This is a genomic window from Mesorhizobium sp. (genome assembly GCF_965229135.1).
Classification (GTDB): domain Bacteria; phylum Pseudomonadota; class Alphaproteobacteria; order Rhizobiales; family Rhizobiaceae; genus Mesorhizobium.
In genome coordinates this window covers 3,313,244-3,329,244 of the sequence record NZ_OZ245860.1, presented here as the reverse complement: position 1 = coordinate 3,329,244, position 16,001 = coordinate 3,313,244, and the positions used below count along the sequence as shown (strand labels likewise).

Genomic DNA, 16,001 nt, shown 5'->3' with positions numbered 1-16,001 from the left:
CGGATCAGTCCTTGTCGAGCCCGCCCGACATGTTGAGCCGCTCGGCGGTCATGTATTTCGGTGCGTCGAGGCAGAGCCAGACGACGGCTTCGGCGACTTCAGCTATCTCAGCCCGTCGGCCGAGCGGGATGCGGCGCGTGCGCTCATCGAGAAAGGCCTGCAGATCATCGCGGCTGTTGGCCCGGGCAAGGTCGACCTCGGTCGAGCGTTGCATCTCCGTGTCCATCATGCCCGGTGCCAGGCTGTTGACCAGCACGCCGTAGGGCGCCAGCGCCACGGCCGCGGCACGGGTGATGGAATCGACGCCGGCCTTGCTTGCCGTGTAAGCGGTGTAATCCGGCAGCGCCATGCGCGAACCCGGCGAGGTGATGTTGATGATGCGGCCCGAACGCTGGTCGCGCATCACCCGGCCCGCCGCCTTGCAGGCCATGGCAAGTGCCGTGACATTGAGCGCCAGCGTGCGTGTCCAGGATTTGTAGGTGGCGTCGAGGAACGGCTCGATGACGCCGTAGCCGGCATTGTTGACGAGGATGTCGATGCCGCCCCAGCGCGCGACTACCTTTTCCACGGCCGCTTCCGGCGTGCCTTCCAGGGTGAAATCGCCGATAATGACCTCGGTTTTCGCGCCTATCTCGCCGATTTGCCGGGCCGTCTCGGCCGCTCCCTCGCCATTGATGTCGGTAACGGCAACCGCGCAACCGCGCCGGGCCAACTGGATCGCCACCTCGCGGCCCAGGCCGCCCGCGGCGCCGGTGACAAGCGCTCTCCTCGTCGTGGTATCATGAATTTCGGCAGGCAAGCGAGCACCCTCCCGGTGGGCATCTTGACGTGTTTGATACCGGTACCATAAATGCCTGTCAACGGAGATGTGCTATTGTTCGCTGGGCCACACGTTCCATTGGTATAGGGAGGAAGAATGAAGGTCGTCGCGCTCGAAACGCTACAACTAGCGGAGTTTCCGTTCCTGTTCTGGTTGCGCGTCCACACCGATGCCGGCCTCATCGGCACCGGTGAGACTTTCTGGGCGCCGGGCCCCGTCGCCTCCTACATCCACGACAATGTCGCCGCCTATCTTCTGGGCAAGGATCCGCGTGACATCGAGCTGCACGACCGCACGCTGGGCAGCGTCTATGTCGGGGCACGCGATTCCGGGGCCGAGGTGCGCGGCAATTCCGCTGTCAACATCGCGCTCTGGGACATTTATGGCCAGGCGCTGGGCGAGCCGGTCTGGCGGCTGCTCGGTGGCCGCACGCACAAGAGCGTGCCGATCTACAACACCTGCGCCGGCTACAAGCATGTCCGCGCCACGAAGAAGAATGCCCTGTTCGAGCGCGGCGAGGACTGGTCGCTGAAGGCTGGCGATTCGAACGAGGGCCCGTATGAGGATCTGCTCGCCTGGCGCTACAATGCCGGCGACCTTGCCAAAAGCCTGAAATCCGAAGGCATCGGTGCGATGAAGATATGGCCCTTCGACATCGCCGCCGAGGCCTCGAACGGCACCCGCATCTCGCTTGCCGACCTCGACAAGGCGCTGGAGCCGTTCCAGAAAATTCGCGACGCCGTCGGGCGCGACATGGAAATCATGGTCGAGTTGCACGGCTTATGGACACTTCCGCCGGTGCTGCGCATCGCCGAGGCGTTGAAGCCCTACGACGTCGCCTGGCTGGAGGAGCCGATCCGCTACAATGAGCTCGACGCCATGGCCGAGCTTGCCCGCCACACATCCATTCCGATCGCCGCCAGCGAGCGGCTGGCCTCGCGGCAGATGTTCAAGCAGTTGATCGACAAGCGCGCCGCTTCGGTGATCATGATCGACCTTGCCTGGTGCGGGGGTCTGAGCGAAGCCCGGAAGATCGCCAATATGGCCGAGGCCAGCGAGCTGCCTGTGACCTTGCATGATTGCACCGGACCGATTGTCTATGCCGCCAGCTGCGCATTGTCGGCGACCTTGCCGAACGTCAATTACCAGGAAGCCGTGCGCGCCTATTTCACCGGCTGGTACACCGAGATTGTCGCCGACATTCCTCCGGTCAAGGATGGCCATGTCGTTCCGCTCGAAGGGCCGGGGCTTGGTCTGAGCCTGCGCCCGGAGCTGTTCCAGCGGCCGGACGCCACCGTCAGGATCACGAAGATCTAGTCTCGGTGGACTTCATCCAGAGCTAGTAGACATTATGCTATTATAATCTATTATCCACCGAAGCGGGCGGCCAACAAGCTCGCCGCCGGTGCTGTCCGCTCCGGTGCGAATACGGACCAGGGAGGCCTCGGTGGTAATTTCAGCAGCGCGGGCGCGCGACGATTTCAAGGGCGCTTCAAACCTGCCCGACCGGCAGGTTCTGCTCGACCTGTTCGAGCGCATGGTGCTGTTGCGTCGCTTCGAAAGCATCGCCCAGATCGCTTGCCGCAAGGGCGAGACGCCTGGCTTCCTGCATCTCTATATCGGCGAGGAGGCGACCGGTGTCGGCGTCTGCGCGCATCTCAGACCAACCGATTGGGTGACATCGACGCATCGCGGCCACGGCCACGCACTGGCCAAGGGCGCCAACCCCGGCCGCGTCATGGCCGAGCTTTTCGGCAAGGCCGACGGCATTTGCGGCGGCCGTGGCGGCACCATGCACCTCTACGACCGTTCGGTCGGCCTGTTCGGCACCAACGGTATCGTCGCGGCGGGCATCGGCCATGCGGTCGGCATCGGCATGAGCGCGCGCCAGCAGGGGCGCGACGATATCGGCGTCGCCTTCTTCGGCGACGGCGCCGCCAACCATGGCGGCTTCCACGAGGCGCTCAACTTCGCCGCCGTGCAGCGGGCGCCCGCTGTCTTCATCTGCGAGAACAACCTCTACGCCACCGCGACACCGCTGAAATCGATCACGCTCAACCCCGAAATCGCCACCAAGGCCGCCTCCTATGGCATGCCCGGCGTTGCCGTCGACGGCAACGATGTCTTCGCGGTCTGGCTGGCGATGAAGGAAGCCACCGAGCGCGCCCGTTCCGGCAAGGGCCCGACATTGATCGAGGCCAAGACCTATCGCACCGTTGGCCACCATGAAGGCGATCCGGTCATCGGCACCTACCGGACCCAAGAGGAGCTTGACGCCTGGATCAAGCGCGACCCGATCGACATGTTCCGCAAGAAGCTCGTCGATGATTACGGCATCGCCGACGCGGAGGCACTCGCCGCCATCGAGGCGCGGATCGAGAAAGTGGTCGAGCAGGCGCTGACCTTCGCCCGCAATTCGCCCGAGCCCGATCCGGCGACGGTGCGCCTGCATGTCTTTGCCGATCCGATCAATCCGCCGGCCGCCCTGCAGCCGCGCGTCGTCGGCGAGACACGCACGCAAGGCTGGCTTGAGGCGGTGCGCGACGGCATCGCCGAGGAAATGCGCGCCAATCCGGCGATTCTCTATTTCGGCGAGGGCACCGGCGAGCGCGGCGGCAGCTTCGCCCACACCAAGAACCTCTGGCAGGAGTTCGGGCATGAGCGCATGGTCGACACGCCGATCTCCGAACAGGGTTTTACCGCCGCCGCCGTCGGCGCCTCGGCCACCGGCGCGCGCACCGTCTCGGACCTGATGTTCGCCGACTTCGCTTTCGAGACCGCCGGGCAGATCTTCCTGCAGGCGGCGAAGCTCCGCTACATGACCAGCGGCCTGATGAGCGCGCCGATGGTGGTGCGCGTCGGCGCTGGCGCGCTGCGCAGTTCAGGCCCGCACCACAGCGGCATCTACCACCCGGTCTTCGCCCATATGCCGGGCCTCATCGTCTGCGTGCCCTCGACCCCGGCGGATGCCAAGGGGCTGATGAAGACGGCGCTGCGGGCCGGCGATCCCGTCATCATGCTCGAACCCAAGGCGCTGTTCGCCTCCAAGGGCGAGGTGCCCGTCGACGAGCATTTTGTCCCGTTCGGCGTCGCGCGCATCGCGCGGGGCGGCACCGACATCACCATCGTCGCCGCCGGCCAGATGGTGCAGCGCGCGCTGGAGGCCGCCGAGACCCTCGCGGCCGAAGGCATCGAGGCGGAAGTGATCGACCCCCGCACCATCATGCCGCTCGACATCGACACCATCGTCGCCAGCGTGCGGAAAACCCATCGCCTGCTTATCGTCGACGAGGCCTGGGCGATGTGCGGCCTTGGCGGCGAGATCGCGCAGGCCATCAACGAACTCGCCTTCGACGAACTCGATGCACCGCCCGGCAGGCTGCACACCGCGCCGACTTCACATCCTTTCGCGCCGGTGCTCGAACGCGCCATGTTGGTCGATACCGCCCGCATCGCTCAGGGCGTGCGCGACGTCATCGCGGGGCGCCCGCCGGTGCCGGATCACTGGTACACGGTTGGCCTGAAAAGTGCCGCGCCGGCTAATCCAGCGCCTGCTCCAGCCAAACCGCAGCCCATCGCGCCAGCGGTTGCCGCTCCAGCCGCCGGCGACGATGAGCCGATAACAATGCCGTTCGGCGATCTAACGGTCAGCGAAGGTACCGTCATCAAATGGCTGAAAGCTGTGGGCGATGCGGTGAAGGAGGGCGAGCTTATCGCCGAGATCGAGACCGACAAGGCCGTTGTCGAGATCGAGGCGCCGATCAGCGGCACGCTCGGCGTCATCGACCAGCCGGTCGGCGCTGTCGTTCCGATGGGCGGCCGCATCGGCGGCATCAAGAAATAACCCACCTCTCTACGTGAATCCGAAGGCCAAACATGAAGATCCTGTGCGCCAACTGGCAAGCCGCCGACGAGGCTGAACTCGAACGCGAGCACTATCCCGATATCGAATTCATCCTTGCCCGCTCGACCAACGACAAGGCGGCTGAGCTGGATCCGGCAATCTGCGAGGCGGTCGATGCAGTCATCAACTATTCGCCCACCCACAATGTCGCGGCCGCGCCCGCAGCCTTTCCCAAGGCCAGGATCGCCGTGCGTTCCGGCGTCGGCTTCGACAATATCGACACGGCGGGCTGGGGGGCGCGCAGGATCCCGGCCTGCAATGTCCCGGACTACGGCACCACCGAAGTCGCCGACCATGCCATCGGCCTGATGCTGGCGATGACGCGGGGCACCTCGGCCTATGGACCCGAGCTTTCCGGCAATGGCGCCGAAGGCTGGCATTTCTCCAAGGCGCCGTTGGTGCGCCGGCACAAGGGCGCCACCTTCGGCATTGTCGGCCTCGGCCGCATCGGGCTGGCCACCGCCCGCCGCGCCGCCGCCTTCGACATGAAGGTGGTGTTTTACGATCCGCATCTTCTGTCAGGCGTCGATCTGTCGACGGGCTACGAACGCGTTCATTCGCTGGCCGAACTGATGGGGCGCTCGGATGTCGTCAGCATCCACACGCCGTTGAGCGATGAAACCCGCAAGCTGCTGGGCGCTGCCGCGTTCGCGGCGGCCAAGCCCGGCCTTGTCCTCATCAACACCGCGCGCGGTCCGATCGTCGACCTCGATGCGCTGGAAGCCGCCATGCGCCAGGGCGCCGTCGCCGGTGCCGGACTTGACGTGCTGCCGCACGAACCCTGCGATCTCGACCATCCGCTCCTGGCCGCGTGGCGCGCCCGCGAGCCCTGGATAGCCAACCGGCTGATCGTCACCCCGCATGCCGCCTTCTACAGCCCTGCATCGATGCGCGACCTCCGGCTGAAATCGATCGAAGTCGTGCACGCCTATCTCGCCGAGGGACGGCTCACCAACTGCGTCAACGCCGAGTATCTGAAATGAACGTGGCGGTGGCGCACACGCGGAGGCTGGCCGTTTCGCCCTATGCGCGCCGCCTTGCGCGTGAGCGCGCCCTTCCGCTTGAAACCCTTCATGGCAGCGGTCCGGGCGGCCGCATCCTGGCCGTCGATGTGCTTGGCTTCATCCCGGTAGCAGAACCCGTCGGATCGCCGACTGTCGTCGCTAACGCGGCCGCGCCTCCCGTTGCCGCTCCGCGCATCGCCGCCTTTGCCGCATCGATCGCGCTCGGCGCTCTGAAAGACCTGCTGGCTGCTCTGGAGGTTTCAGGGAATGCGTTCGACATCGACGACGTCCTGCTGCGCGCCGCGGGCCGTGCCTTCGCTGAAATCCCTGATATCGCCAAGGGGGAAGCACCTGTGGCGCTGGAACTGGCGGGCCGACAAATGGTGGCAAGCCCGGAGACGCCGCTGACGTCGATGCGGGAAGCGCGGCTTGCAGCCTTGGCCGACGACCGTAACGACGCGGGTAAGCCAGCGGCGTTGTCCCTGTGTCTGTTGCCGACAAGCGACATCCGGCCAGTGATGATGCCGCTCCTGATGGGCCGCGTCATGCGCCTGACAGTCTCGGTCAGCGACGCAGGCGATCATGCCCAGTGCCTGCTGACGGTCGATACGGCAAGTGTTGAAGAGGGGACAGCTTCCACGTGGCTTTCGGTCCTTAAATCGGCGATGGAAAACCCGCTTCGCCTCTTCGTCTGAGAGGGTTGACGGCCTTCAGCGTTGCCTAGCCTCGGGCGAAGGAAGCTATTATAAAAGCTCCGACACAGGCGCGACGAGGCTCATGGATCACTCCGTTTCCACCATCGACAGTCTTCCCAGGCGCACGCTCGGCCGCGCCAACGGCCCGCTTTACCGCCAGCTCGCCGACATCCTGCGCGAGCCGATCGGCAATGGCACTTTCCCCGTCGGTGGCGAGCTGCCGAAGGAAGCCACCATTGCCGAGCATTTCGGCGTCAGCCTGATCACCGTGCGCCAGGCCCTGCGCGATCTCGAGGCCGATGGCCTGATCAGGAAGCGCTCGGCCAAGCCGGCGGTGGTCGCGGCGCGCAGCCCGTCGGTCAATCTGAGCTGGAAGTTCAAGAACTTCGCCGACATGGCCGCCTTCACCAAGGACGCTGAACTGACGGTGAAATCCTACCGCAAGGAGGTTTCTCCCGTGCTCCAGCGCCATTTCGGCATGGGCAAGGACGAAGCCGGTTATTGCCTGCGCAGCGTTCTGTCGATCGGAGAGCAGCGAAAAGCACAGATCACCACCTATTTCCCGCCGGATGTCGGCGCCCGGTTGAAGCGCGAGGACTTTTCCGACGTGCTGATCTTCCGCTCGGTGCAGAAACATCTCGGCCTCAGGCTCGATGTGGCGCATGTCACGGTGCGCGCCGAAATCGCCGATGAGGCCGTTGCCGCGGACCTCGGCGTCACGCTCGGCAGTCCGGTGCTGACGGTGGAGATGCTCTACCAGTCGGCGGATCAGCGCAGCATCGAATTCTCTGTCGCACGCCATCCCGCCGATATTTTCAGCATCGCCTACGACGCGCCGAACGACCTGTCCTGAGCGCGCCCCCGGGACGGTATTTTCTGACCTTGTTCGGATAGACAGGCCTATAAAATTATAATAGCATGATAGCTAGGCTGAGGTGTCGGCCGAGAGAGGAATTTCAAGGGGAGGAAATCCGGCGAATTCCGCGCGCGAACGCAGCTTTGGGAGAAACTCGGTCAAATTGACATCCGCATTTGGTACCGGTATCAATTTGGAGTCTTCATCCGATCAAGATGGCGCAGTCCATCGCCGGTTGAGCAGGAAACACTAGGGAGGAGACCATGAAATTGAGGAGCTTGTGCGCCGGCTTCGCGGCGCTTGCCGGGTTCGCAGTCTCTGTCGGCGCGACGCCTGGCCACACCGAAGACAAGAAGCCTTACCTTATCTATCTCTCCAACAATTTCGTCGGCAACGACTGGCGCCAGCAGATGGAGCGTGTCGCCAATGTCGCCGTCAACAAGGGGCCGCTGAAGGGCCGTGTCGACCTCAAGGTCGAGAATGCCGAGAACACGGTTCAGGCGCAGATCAATTCGCTGAACAACATCATCCGCCAGAAGCCCGCCGCCATCCTCATCGATGCGTCGTCGGCGGAGGCGCTCAATCCGACCATCAAGAAGGCCTGTGACGCCGGGATCATCGTCGTCAGCTTCGACCAGACCGTGTCGGCCGAATGTGCCTACAAGCTGCACTCCGATTTCGATATCATGGCCAACAACCAGGCCGAATGGATGGCATCCATCCTCGGCGGCAAGGGCAAGGTCTTCATGGATCGCGGTCTCGCGGGCGCACCGATTTCCGAGCAGTTCGAGAAGAATTTCGGTGCGGTGCTGAAGAGATATCCCGGCATCGAGATCGTCGGCTATTTCAACGGCAACTATGCCGCCGGCCCCGAGCAGGAAGGCGTGGCCAGCCTGCTCGCCGCCCACCCCGAAGTCGACGGCATCTTCTCGCAGGGCTACGGCACCGGCGCCATCAAGGCGCTGCAGAATGCCGATCGTCCCCTGGTGCCGATCGTGGCCGCCGCCTTCAATGGCACGGGCGTGGTCTGTGCCCAGACAAAGGGGGCAAAGTGCTGGCTGGGTGCCAATCCGCCGTCGCTTTCCGCCGAGGCGATCAAGCTGGCCGTCGACATACTCGACACCGGCAAGAAGCCGGCAGACACGACCGTGCTGTTCAACTCACCGGGCCTGACCACCGACATGGTCGATGCCAAATACGCTCCAAATTCCTCGGCCGTGAAGATTGAACTCGGCAAGACCGTGTTTGCCGATCTGGCGCCGGGCCTCTCGCTGCCGGTCACGCCCAGCTGGGTCGAAATCACCCCCAAGGAGGCGTCGGGCAACTGAGTGGGCCAAAGCGGCGCGCCGAGAGTCGGCGCCGATATTCGAAACGAAAATGGGAGGAAAAAACATGAAATCACTGAGCCGTAGCATCGGTCTCGCAGCTCTTGCCACCGCCATGATGGCGATAGGCATGCATGCCGGCCACACCGAGGACAAGAAACCCTACACCATCTATCTCTCCAACAATTTCGTCGGCAACGACTGGCGCCAGCAGATGGAGCGCGTCGCCACCGTCTCGGTGAACAAAGGGCCGCTGAAAGGCCGTGTCGATCTCAAGATCGAGAATGTCGAGAACACCGTCCAGGCGCAGATCAACTCGCTGAACAACATCATCCGCCAGAAACCCGACGCCATCCTCGTCGATGCCGGCTCGGACTCGGCGCTGAACCCGACCCTCAAGAAGGCCTGCGACGCCGGCATTGTCGTCATCAGCTTCGACCAGGTGGTGACCGAGCCTTGCGCATTCGCCGTCGCCTCCGACTGGGATCGCATTCCCTCGGTAATGGCCGAATGGATGGCCACGCAGCTCGGCGGCAAGGGCAACATCATCCTCGACCGCGGTCTTGCGGGCGCGCCGATCTCCGCGCAACTGCAGCAAGGCTATGAGAAGGTGCTGGCGAAATATCCCGACATCAAGGTCGTCGGCTATTACAACGGCAACTATGCGCTCGGGCCCGAACAGTCAGGTGTCGCGGCCCTGCTTGCCGCCAACCCGAAGGTCGACGGTATCATGACGCAAGGCTATGGCTCGGGTGCCATCCAGGCGCTGAAGGATGCGGGACGGCCGATCGTCCCGGTCGTCGGCTTCTCCTACAATGTCGCCGCCGTCACCTGCGCTCAGACGCAGGGCGCCAAGTGCATCCTCGGCTCGAACCCGGCCTATCTGTCCTCGGAAGCGATCAAGCTGGCGGTCGATATTCTCGACACCGGCAAGAAGCCGGCAGAGCGCTCGGTCTCGGTCAAGGGCGACTTCGTCACCACCGATCCCTTCGAGTCCAAGCTTTACCCGGGCACCAAGATGATCAAGATCGCGGTCGGCGAAAACGCCTTCCCTGACCAGGCGCCTGGACTGACGCTGCCGATCACGCCCGACTGGGTCCAGATCACCGCCGCCGAGGCCGCCGGCAAGTAACATCTGCCACCACGACCCTGTCTCCCGGCATCGCAAGATGTCGGGAGAGCTTTTCGAAGGCGCATCCATGGATCTCGTCACCGTTACAGGCCTGTCCAAACGCTATGGCGGCATCGTCGCGCTGAGCGAAGCGACATTCAGCGCCCGCGCCGGCGAGGTGCATGCGCTGCTTGGCGAGAATGGCGCGGGCAAGAGCACCTTCATCCAGATCCTGTCCGGCGCGGTAAGGCATGATGGCGGCTCGATCCTGGTCGATGGCCGGGACTATCGCCCCGCCAATCCGGATGCGGCCCAGGCGCGCGGCATCGCGGCCGTGTTCCAGGAGCTGTCGTTGATTCCCGACCTCAGCGTCGAGCAGAACATATGGTTCCGCCACGAGCCAAGGACGTTTCTGCGCACCGTCAACCGCACGGAGATGCGCCGCAAGACGCTGGCGCTGCTCGAGAAATACAATTTTCCCGCACTGCGTCCCGACCAGGAATTGCGGCGGCTGACATTGGCGGAGCGGCAGATCGTCGAGATCGCCAAGGGTTTGGCCAAGGACCCGCGCATCCTCATTCTTGACGAGGCGACATCCGCGCTGCCCGCGCGCGAAGCCGAATGGCTGCTCAACCTGACCCGGCAACTCGCTGCCGAGGGCAGGCTTGTCATCTTCATCTCGCACCGCATGGCCGAGGTGCGCGCCATCGCCGACCGGCTGACCATCTTTCGCAACGGCAGCACCATCGCCGTGCATGAGGCCAATGCCGTCTCCGACAACGAGATCGTCACCCAGATGATCGGCCGGCATCTCGACAGGCTCTATCCCGAGCGGGTTGCCACCGCGACCGAGCGCATCGCGCTGAGGGTCAGGGGGTTTTCCAGCGGCAGCCGCCTCTCCGGGGTCGATTTCGCGCTGCGCGAGGGCGAAGTCCTCGGCGTCGGCGGTCTGCAAGGCCACGGCCAGCGCGAACTGTTCCAGGCCCTGTTCGGTGCAACCAGGGCGACCGGCACCATTGAGCTCTGGGGCAAGGCGGTTTCAATCAACAATCCGCGCCAGGCGCTGACCGGCAAGGATGGCATTGCGCTGGTGCCGGAGGACCGGCGCGGGCAGGGCCTGCTTCTGACCAAGAGCGTGCGCGAGAACCTGACCCTGTCGGTCATCAAGCGCTTCACGGAGAATGGCTTGCTGAGCCGGCAAAAGGAAGCGGCGCTCGTCAAGGAAATGGTCGATTTCCTGCGGATCAAGGCCGGCACGTCCGAACAGCTTGCCGGCACGCTGTCGGGCGGCAACCAGCAGAAGGTGATCTTCGGCAAGATGCTGCTGACGCAGGCTCGCGTGCTCCTGCTCTACGACCCGACGCGCGGCGTCGATGTCGGCACCAAGGGCGAGATCTTCCAGCTGATGCGCGACCTCGCCGCCAAGGGCTATGCAATCCTGTTCCATTCCAGCGACATGCCCGAACTCGTCCATGTCGCGGACCGGGTCATGGTCATGCGCAACGGCCAGGTGGCCGCGACGCTGGAAGGCGACCGCATCTCGGAGGCGGGGATTTTGCGCGCCGCGATGCTTGAAAGCGAGGCTGCTTGAGGCATGGTGATGTCCGTTGCTGAGAGACCTGTGGACATGGCGCAAAGGCCTGCCGAAATGAAATCAGCCAGGCCGGACCTCGACTGGCGTGGCCGCGTGCTCGACCGGGCGCCGTTCCTGGTCGCATGCCTGATGCTGGCCTTGATCGTCGCCATCTACGGCAGCCTGCAATCCGGCGTCTTTTCGCTGGACGAGCTCAACCTCGACACGGCGGCGGCGATGACACTGATGCTGGCGGCGACGGGGCAGACCATCGTGCTGGTGCGCGGCGGCATCGACCTTTCGATCGGCGGCATGATCAGCCTCGGCACGGTCATCGCGGCAACGCGCTTCACCGACGACCCGTCGACCACCGCACTCTGGGTGCTGATCATCCTTGCGCTCGGCTTCCTGATCGGCGCGCTCAACGGCCTGCTGATCTCGCTGCTCAAGCTGCAGCCCTTCCTCGTCACGCTCGCCACCTGGTCTATCCTCAACGGCATCGCCATGATCATCCTGCCGACCGATGGCGGCAGCATTCCCTCCTGGTGGGTCGGTTTCGCCTCAGCGCAACTCTTCGGCCTCACCAGCCCGGTATGGATGCTGGCGGGCCTGCTGTTGTTCTGGCTATGGTTTCGGGCGACGCAGGTGGGTGTCACCATTCAGGCAACGGGATCGAATGAAAAGTCAGCCTTCCTGTCGGGCGTCTCGATCACCCGCGTCAACCTCATCACCTATGGCCTTTCGGGACTGTTCGCGGCGGGCGCGGCGCTGTTCCTGGTGACGCAGACCGGCGCCGGATCGCCGACGATCGGCAAGGATTACATCCTGCCGTCGGTGGCCGCCGCCGTCATCGGCGGTGTTAGCCTGTTCGGCGGCCGGGGGCATCTCGCGGGCACGCTGATCGGCGCCTTCGTGCTGACCCTTATCGGCAACCTCGTCTTCGTCCTGCATGTGTCGAGCTATTGGCAGCCGGTTGCGTCCGGCGTCATCCTGCTGCTCTCGGTTCTGGCTAGTTCCGTCGCAGAAAAGGCCGCAAGGAGCCGCGTCCAATGAGCGCCTTCCTCGCCCGCAACCGCCTCATCGTCCTCGCTTATGCCGGCATGGTGGTGTTGCTCCTTGTCACGGCGCTGTTTTCGCCCGGCTTCCTGTCGGTCTCCAACATGCGCTCCACCGTCGTGCTGGCCGCCTTCGTCGGCATCGTCGCGCTCGGCCAGACCTTCGTCATCATCGGCGGCGGCATCGACCTGTCGGTGCCCTGGGTGCTGAATTCGGCGGCCATCGTCATGGCGCTGTTGTGCGGCGGCCAGGACCTGCCGCTGGCCTGGGTCATGCCGCTGCTGCTTGCCGGCGGCGCCTTCATCGGGTTGATCAACGGCGTCGGGGTTGCCCGGTTCGGCGTTCCGCCCATCATCATGACGCTGGCCACCAATGTCATCCTGCAAGGCTTGATCCTGGTGCTCACCGGCGGCTCGCCGACGCCTTCGGCGCCAGCCTTGATCCAGTTCCTGTCGGTCGGTCGGCTCGGGGGCTTCCCGGTCATCGCGCTGGTCTGGCTTGTCCTGACTCTGCTCGCGACGCTGCTGCTCTCCAGGGCCGCGTTCGGCCGCCATCTTTACGCGCTGGGCACCAGCGCCATGGTTGCGGAATTCTCGGGCGTGCCCACGACGCGGACCACCATCCTCACCTATGTCATCTCCGGCCTCACCGCCGCCTTCGCCGGCATGCTTTTGACCGGCTATTCCGGCCAGGCCTATCTCGGCATGGGCGACGCCTATCTGTTCACCTCGATCGCCGCGGTCGCCATCGGCGGCGCCTCGATTCTCGGCGGCAGCGGGCACTATCTCGGCACCGTCGCCGGCGCCATGGTGCTGACCATCCTCACCGGCCTTTTGCCGGCGCTGAACCTTTCGAGCGGAGCGTTGCTCATCGTCTATGGCGCGGTGATCCTGCTCACCGTGTCGATCGGCAGCGAAACCTTCGCCGGTCTCGGCGGCAAGCTGCGCGGAAAAGAGGGCTGACCATGGTCGAAATCACCTGCGTCGTCGATGCGAAGGCCGAGCTCGGCGAAGGCACGCTCTGGGATCCGAAGGCCGGCGTGCTCTGGTGGATCGACATCTGGAAGAGGCTGATCCATCGCTACGATCCCGCGACCGGCAAGGACGAGGTCTTCGAGACGCCCGAATATCTAGGCTGCCTTGGCCTGCGCGAGAAGGGCGGCTTGGTGCTGACCATGACCGACGGCTTCCATTTCTTCGATCCGGCGACCGGCAGATTCGAGGCGATCGTCGACCCGGAAGCGCATATGCCGAGAACCCGCTTCAATGACGGCAAGCCCGACCGCCAGGGCCGCTTCTGGTCCGGCTCGATGTTCGAGGTGCCCGGCCAGCCAATTGAATTTATCGGCGCGCTCTACCGGCTCGATCCCGACCTTTCGGTGCACAAGATGATCGACGGCATCGGTTGCTCCAACGGGCTCGCCTGGAGCCCGGATTCAAAAACCATGTATTTCTCCGACAGCCACGCCGGCGCGGTCTGGGCCTATGATTTCGACCCCGCCACCGGCGACATCGAGAACCGTCGTACCTTCATCGACATGACGGTGACCGGCGGCGTCGCCGACGGCGCCACCGTCGACGCCGAAGGCTGCTACTGGGTGACCATTCCTGTGACCAGCAAGGTCTGTCGCTACGATCCTGATGGCGAGCTTATGCAGACGGTGGTTCTGCCGACCGACCTGCCGACCTGCTGCGAATTCGGCGGCGCGGATCTCGACATCCTCTATGTCACCTCGGCCGTGCTCAAGCGCCCGGCCAGCCACTTCGTCGGGCAGAAGAACCCAGGCGGGCTGTTCGCGCTCGATGTCGGCGTCAAGGGACTGACATTGCCCGCCTTCAAAGGGTAGCGCCGAGATACGCTGCCTATCAGATCAGGCCGGACATGTCCGAGAAGGCCATGGCCTTGCGCAGCACCTCGACAAAACGTTCGCCCGCCAGTTCGCGCGGGCCGCCATTGTCGATCGAGGTGACGCCAGGACCGGAGAGGGTCACGCTGGCGCTGCGCGCCAGCCGCGCCAGCACTTCGCCCCGCGATTCGCGGCCGCGCATCGCCAGCCGCTCGGCAAGGATCTCTGGCGACGCGGTGATCTCCACGACAGCCAGATTGGCATAGCGCTTACGCAGCACCGGGACGATCGCGCGCGACACATTGGCCACCGCGACGCGGCCATTGGCGACCGACCAGTCGACATCGGCCGGGATGCCGTAGCGCAGGCCATGTGCCTCCCACGACACGGCGAAGGCGCCGTCGGCTTCCGCCTCGATGAAGGCCGCCTCGGCCAGCGTGTCATGATCCTCGCTGCCCGCGTCACTCGGCCTCGTGATCACCCGGCGCACGAACTCGAGCCTGCTTTCGTCGGCAAAGCGGCTGCGCGCATAGTCGATGATCGTATCCTTGCCGGCGCCGCTCGGTCCGACGACGGCGATGAAGACGCCGTCGCGGATCGGAAAGGTGGCGGAGGACAATTCACGCTCGATCAAGGCCGACACCATCATGCAACCCGGCGCCCCTGGCGCCAGACGGTGCGCACGACCGGAACGTGGTCGTCGACGCGCACCCGAACCAGGTCGGCCCGGCGGCCCTGTTCGATGACGCCGCGATCGGTAAGGCCGATCGCATCGGCGGGGTTCTTCGAGACCATGGCGACCGCCTGCGGCAGGGAGATGCCGTCGACCATGTCGCCGAGGAAGAAGGCCGACTGGATCAGGCTGAACGGGATGTAGTCCGACGACAATATGTCGAGCAGGCCGTCGCTGGCCAGCGTCCGGGCCGAGACATTGCCGGAATGCGAGGCGCCGCGCATGACGTTGGGCGCACCCATCAGCACGCCGAGCCCGGCTTCCTTCGAAGCCCTCGCCGCGGCTTCCGTCGTCGGGAATTCGGCAACGCGCACGCCCTGTTCGATCGCCTCGTCGACATGGCCGACGGTGGCGTCGTCATGGCTCGCCAGCACGATGCCGCGCTCATGGCAGGCGGCGGCGATGACCGCGCGGTTCGGCCCCGAATTCGCCGCCGATTCCGCCATCCGCTTTTCGCAGAACAGCTTGAAGTCGCGGTCGGTCAGTTTCAGCTTGCGCTGGTAGTAGTAGGCGTAGGTCTCAAGGTTGACGAACTGGCGCTGGCCGGGAGCATGGTCCATCAGCGACGCCAGCCTGACCCTGTCATCCCCGTCGAAATTGGCGAAGGCCTGGAGGCAGTCCGGAGCCGAGACCTCGCAGCGCAGATGCAGGAAGTGATCGGCGCGAAGGCGGTCCTGTTGCACACTGTCCTCGATCGCGTCGGCCAGCTTGCGGATATCGGTCAATGTCAGGTCGGCGTCCTCATCCATGCCGACCCGCAAGGCGTCGAGCACGGTGGTGATGCCGGCCGTCGCCACCTGCGCGTCATGGGCAAGCACGGCCGCGATCGGATTCCAGCGCACCTTTGGCCGTGGCGCGTAGTGGCCTTCCAGATGATCGGTGTGCAATTCGACCAGCCCTGGAATGATGTAGTCGCCGCCCATGTCGTCGCCGATCCGGCTCGTGCCGGCTTCGATCCCGGCGATGAAGCCGTCACGCAGCACCAGCGAACCCTCGACGATCTCGTCGGCAAGCACGATGCGGGCGTTGTGGAGAACGGTTTCGACGGTCATTTCGGGTAGTCCTTGATTATTCAGGC

Annotated in this window: 13 protein-coding genes and 2 pseudogenes; 11 read left to right on the top strand and 4 right to left on the bottom strand. The window is 64.6% G+C overall.

Annotated elements, in window-relative coordinates; translation table 11 throughout:
• Positions 1-4 precede the first annotated feature (4 nt).
• Positions 5-799: an SDR family NAD(P)-dependent oxidoreductase gene (locus ACO07C_RS15740; protein WP_421915078.1), complete on the bottom strand. Its 795-nt coding sequence runs from the start codon at positions 797-799 to the stop codon at positions 5-7.
• A gap of 117 nt (positions 800-916) precedes the next feature.
• Here ACO07C_RS15740 and ACO07C_RS15735 point away from each other — a divergent pair, with 117 nt between their 5' ends.
• From ACO07C_RS15735 to ACO07C_RS15700, 8 genes and pseudogenes are all read left to right on the top strand, one after another.
• Positions 917-2,137, top strand: a complete 1,221-nt coding sequence (locus ACO07C_RS15735; protein WP_421915077.1) for a mandelate racemase/muconate lactonizing enzyme family protein — start codon at positions 917-919, stop codon at positions 2,135-2,137.
• Between the two features lie 130 nt (positions 2,138-2,267).
• Entirely contained in the window at positions 2,268-4,664 is a 2,397-nt protein-coding gene (locus ACO07C_RS15730; protein ID WP_421915076.1) for a thiamine pyrophosphate-dependent enzyme, read from the top strand.
• A 32-nt stretch (positions 4,665-4,696) separates the two neighbouring features.
• The gene (locus tag ACO07C_RS15725) at positions 4,697-5,707 is read left to right on the top strand and encodes a C-terminal binding protein (RefSeq protein ID WP_421915075.1); all 1,011 of its coding nucleotides are present in this window, start codon (positions 4,697-4,699) and stop codon (positions 5,705-5,707) included.
• Positions 5,704-6,423 carry an E3 binding domain-containing protein gene (locus ACO07C_RS15720; RefSeq protein WP_421915074.1) on the top strand — a complete coding sequence of 240 codons (720 nt, stop codon included), beginning with the start codon at positions 5,704-5,706 and terminating at the stop codon, positions 6,421-6,423. The genes ACO07C_RS15725 and ACO07C_RS15720 overlap by 4 nt, the downstream gene beginning before the upstream one ends.
• Positions 6,424-6,505: 82 nt before the next feature.
• The gene (locus ACO07C_RS15715; protein ID WP_421915073.1) at positions 6,506-7,276 is read left to right on the top strand and encodes a GntR family transcriptional regulator; all 771 of its coding nucleotides are present in this window, start codon (positions 6,506-6,508) and stop codon (positions 7,274-7,276) included.
• A gap of 266 nt (positions 7,277-7,542) precedes the next feature.
• Positions 7,543-8,607, top strand: a complete 1,065-nt coding sequence (locus tag ACO07C_RS15710; RefSeq protein ID WP_421915072.1) for a substrate-binding domain-containing protein — start codon at positions 7,543-7,545, stop codon at positions 8,605-8,607.
• A 64-nt stretch (positions 8,608-8,671) separates the two neighbouring features.
• The gene (locus ACO07C_RS15705) at positions 8,672-9,736 is read left to right on the top strand and encodes a substrate-binding domain-containing protein (RefSeq protein ID WP_421915071.1); all 1,065 of its coding nucleotides are present in this window, start codon (positions 8,672-8,674) and stop codon (positions 9,734-9,736) included.
• A 37-nt stretch (positions 9,737-9,773) separates the two neighbouring features.
• Positions 9,774-11,066 (top strand): annotated as a pseudogene (locus ACO07C_RS15700) (sugar ABC transporter ATP-binding protein); the annotation flags it as partial.
• Here the strand turns inward: ACO07C_RS15700 and ACO07C_RS15695 are convergent.
• A pseudogene (locus ACO07C_RS15695) lies at positions 10,992-11,162 on the bottom strand (hypothetical protein); the annotation flags it as partial. The pseudogenes ACO07C_RS15700 and ACO07C_RS15695 sit on opposite strands and share 75 nt — an antisense overlap.
• Positions 11,163-11,363: 201 nt before the next feature.
• Here ACO07C_RS15695 and ACO07C_RS15690 point away from each other — a divergent pair.
• From ACO07C_RS15690 to ACO07C_RS15680, 3 genes are read left to right on the top strand one after another with little or no spacing between them, the layout of a single operon-like run.
• Entirely contained in the window at positions 11,364-12,341 is a 978-nt protein-coding gene (locus tag ACO07C_RS15690) for an ABC transporter permease (RefSeq protein WP_421915070.1), read from the top strand.
• Entirely contained in the window at positions 12,338-13,306 is a 969-nt protein-coding gene (locus tag ACO07C_RS15685; RefSeq protein WP_421915069.1) for an ABC transporter permease, read from the top strand. Before ACO07C_RS15690 ends, ACO07C_RS15685 begins: the two co-directional genes overlap by 4 nt.
• A gap of 2 nt (positions 13,307-13,308) precedes the next feature.
• Positions 13,309-14,190, top strand: a complete 882-nt coding sequence (locus ACO07C_RS15680; RefSeq protein ID WP_421915068.1) for an SMP-30/gluconolactonase/LRE family protein — start codon at positions 13,309-13,311, stop codon at positions 14,188-14,190.
• Between the two features lie 19 nt (positions 14,191-14,209).
• Here ACO07C_RS15680 and phnN read toward each other — a convergent pair whose 3' ends face one another.
• Both phnN and ACO07C_RS15670 read right to left on the bottom strand, forming a co-directional pair.
• Positions 14,210-14,839 (bottom strand): phosphonate metabolism protein/1,5-bisphosphokinase (PRPP-forming) PhnN, encoded by a 630-nt coding sequence (phnN, locus tag ACO07C_RS15675; protein ID WP_421915067.1) that lies wholly within the window; start codon positions 14,837-14,839, stop codon positions 14,210-14,212.
• Positions 14,836-15,975, bottom strand: a complete 1,140-nt coding sequence (locus tag ACO07C_RS15670) for an alpha-D-ribose 1-methylphosphonate 5-triphosphate diphosphatase (protein WP_421915066.1) — start codon at positions 15,973-15,975, stop codon at positions 14,836-14,838. Before ACO07C_RS15670 ends, phnN begins: the two co-directional genes overlap by 4 nt.
• Positions 15,976-16,001 lie beyond the last annotated feature (26 nt).